A 3,214-nucleotide genomic window follows, 5' to 3' on the forward strand; every position below is an offset into this window, starting at 1 on the left:
GTACTCCCCCTGGCAGCCCGGCTCCCGTCCCGTACGACCACTCCGCCCGCCGACCCGGCTGCCGTCCCGTACGGCCTCTCCGCCCGGCGGCCCATTTCCATCTTGTACGGCTCCGCACGGCCGGCCCGCCACCCGCCGCACTTCGGCTGGCGACCTTCCAGGAACACGGCCGCTGACCCGTCAGTGGCGCGCCACCGCTACCCGCAACCGCGGACCACGGCCGTCAGCCCCCACCGCGGACCATCGCCACAGCCCATGCCCTAGACCGTCACCCCGGGCACCACCGCCAACCACCCACCGCCGACCTCCACCGCACGCCCCTCAAGAGCGCCCACTCCGACCACCACCACCCCGCACCCGTTGGCAGCGCCCATCCCGATCTCCACCGCACACTCTTCGTAACCCCCGATCCCGACCTCCACCACACACTTTTCGTAACCCTCCACCGCACGTCGCTGCCGTAGCCCGCCCCCACAATCACCACCTCCACCCACCGCTCCATACCGCCTCGACGATTCGAAATAGCTGGCCAAGTCCGGCAAAGTCCATGACCAAGTAAGCCGATCGCTCTGGCCTTGTCGGCGTTGGCGTGCGACATTGCCTGATATGGGCAGGGACGTGCCAGTCGTCGTGTTCAGCAGGGACGATCGCCGGAAATATCGCGAAAAGGTCCACCGATGTCTTGACGTATTCGCCCAGATGCTGCGCGAAGCCCGCTTCGAGCTCGAACGCCCGCTCGCCGGACTCGAGATCGAGCTCAACATCGTGGACACCCGCGGCGAGGCGGCCATGCGCAACGCCCAGGTGCTCGCCGCGATCCAGCAGCCGGATTGGGCCACGGAGCTGGGCCAGTTCAACATCGAGATCAACATCGAGCCCCAAGACCTGGGCGGCGACGGCGCGCTTCTCCTGGAGAACGACGTCAGAGCCCGGCTCAACCACGCCGAGGAGCGTGCCCGGTCCCAGGACGGCCACCTAGTCCTGATCGGCATCCTGCCCACGCTGCGCGAGCAGGACATCGGCGAGGGCACGCTCTCGGCGAACCCCCGATACCGCCTGCTCAACGAGCAGATCTTCGCGGCCCGGGGCGAGGACCTGCACCTGTGCATCGAGGGCGTCGAACGCCTCGACACGCACGCGGACAGCGTCGCGCCCGAGGCCGCCTGCACGAGCGTGCAACTCCATCTGCAGGTAAGCCCCGAGGCGTTCGCCGCGCACTGGAACGCGGCGCAGGCCATCGCGGGCGCTCAGGTGGCGGTGGCGGCCAATTCGCCTTACCTGTTCGGCAAGGAGCTGCATCGCGAGACCAGGATCGCGTTGTTCGAGCAGGCCACCGACACGCGTCCGGCGGAGCTGAAGACGCAGGGCGTGCGGCCGAGGGTGTGGTTCGGGGAGCGGTGGATCACCAGCGTTTTCGACCTGTTCGAGGAGAACGTCAACTACTACCCGGCCCTCCTGCCTCTCTGCGAGGACGAGGACCCGCGCGCCGAGCTCGAACAGGGGCGCATCCCAGAGCTCCATGAGCTCACGCTGCACAACGGCACGATCTATCGGTGGAACCGGCCGGTATATGCGGTGGTCGGCGGAATTCCGCATTTGCGAGTGGAGAACCGCGTACTGCCCGCCGGACCCACGGTCGCCGACGTCGCGGCCAACGCCGCCTTCTACTATGGATTGATGCGGATCCTTCCGTACGCCGAGCGGCCGATCTGGAGCCAGATGTCGTTCCAGGCGGCGGAGGACAACCTCGGCGCCGCGGCCAGACACGGGCTCGACGCCCGGCTCTACTGGCCCGGGATCGGCGAGGTGCCCGCCGCCGAGCTGATCCTTCGCCGTCTGCTGCCGATGGCCCGCGAGGGTCTGGCCGCGTGGGGTGTGCGCACTTCCATCGCCGACCGGCTGCTCGGCATCATCGAGGGCCGCTGCCTGACCGGCCGCACCGGTGCGGGCTGGCAGGTGGAACGCGTACGCGCGCACGGCGGGGACCGGCACGAAGCGCTGCGTGCCATGACCGTCGACTACATCGAGCGCATGCACTCCAATGAGCCCGTACACACCTGGGACGTGTGACAACTGTGACCCGTGCTCTGATCCTCGCTGCGGTCCTGCTGCTGGTCTCCGCCTGCGGGATCGTCCGGCCGCCCTCCATGGACACGACGGGCGCGGACAATTTCGAGGACGACGTCCGCAGCGCGTTCACGCTGACGGAGGCGTTCTGGAAGCAGCAGTTCGCCCAGCTAGGACGTACTTATCGCCCTATTTCTGACTTCGTCCCCTACTCCGGGACCTCCGGCCCGAGCTGCGGCGGCCAGCCCTCCACCCCGAACAACGCCTTCTACTGCCCCGCCGGCCACTTCATCGCCTACGACCAGGATTGGATGCAGGCACTCTGGGACCAGATGGGGGACGGATCGGTCTATGTGATCATTCCCCACGAGTTCGGGCACTCCGTCCAGGCTCAGCTCCAGACCAGCTTCGAGCTGAACGTACAGATGGAGCTTCAGGCGGACTGCTACGCGGGCGGCACCCTGTCGGCCCTCGTCAACTCGAACGCGCTCAGGACCGAGGAAGGCGACGAGAACGAACTCCTCATCAGCCTGGAGGCGGCGGGCGACCCCACGGACGACTGGCTGAACCCGGCTGCCCACGGGACTGCGGAGCAACGCCAGGAGTCGTTCGTGACGGGCTACCGGAACGGGGTCGGCGCGTGCTGAGGTCGTACGCGGCCTCGAAGCCGTAAGTCCCCGGGATGTACGCGCCGATCAACCCAGAGGATGATGTGTCTGATCATGACCACCCTCTACCTTGGGTCCATGCCATTGGAGGAGATCGGCTGGTTGCGCCGGGGGGCGTGCAGATCCAGCGACCCTGACCTCTTCTTCCCCCTCGCCCCCACACCGGTGCAGGAGGCTCGCGCCAAGGCGGTCTGCGCGAGCTGCCAGGTCATCGAACAATGCCGCTCCTACGCCTTACGTGCAGGCGAGTCGGACGGCATCTGGGGCGGCCTCACGCCGGAGGAGCGCCGCCGCACCCGCTTCCCCGACGGCTGGCGCCGCCCCGCCGCCTCCTGACGCCCCCGATCCGGGCGACAGCGAGCACGCTGCTGCGGCACGCCTCTTGCGACCGGCCACGCCCAAATCACCGACCACGCCCAAGTCACCGACCACAACCAATCGCCGGCCCGAGCCCCTCCAGCCCGGGCCGGCCCTCCCCC

The 3,214-nt window shown here is 68.2% G+C and carries 3 protein-coding genes; all 3 read left to right on the forward strand.

Annotated elements, in window-relative coordinates; translation table 11 throughout:
* Window positions 1–699: 699 nt before the first annotated feature.
* A complete protein-coding gene (locus ETD85_RS61065; RefSeq protein ID WP_240780157.1) occupies window positions 700–2,070 on the forward strand; it encodes a glutamate-cysteine ligase family protein in 1,371 nt (456 codons plus the stop codon).
* Between the two features lie 5 nt (window positions 2,071–2,075).
* Window positions 2,076–2,714: a neutral zinc metallopeptidase gene (locus ETD85_RS61070; RefSeq protein ID WP_138698902.1), complete on the forward strand. Its 639-nt coding sequence runs from the start codon at window positions 2,076–2,078 to the stop codon at window positions 2,712–2,714.
* Between the two features lie 99 nt (window positions 2,715–2,813).
* Window positions 2,814–3,071, forward strand: coding sequence for a WhiB family transcriptional regulator (locus tag ETD85_RS61075; protein ID WP_170247484.1), 258 nt, complete (start codon window positions 2,814–2,816; stop codon window positions 3,069–3,071).
* Window positions 3,072–3,214: the final 143 nt, after the last annotated feature.

Source organism: Nonomuraea zeae (assembly GCF_005889725.1).
Lineage (GTDB): Bacteria > Actinomycetota > Actinomycetes > Streptosporangiales > Streptosporangiaceae > Nonomuraea > Nonomuraea zeae.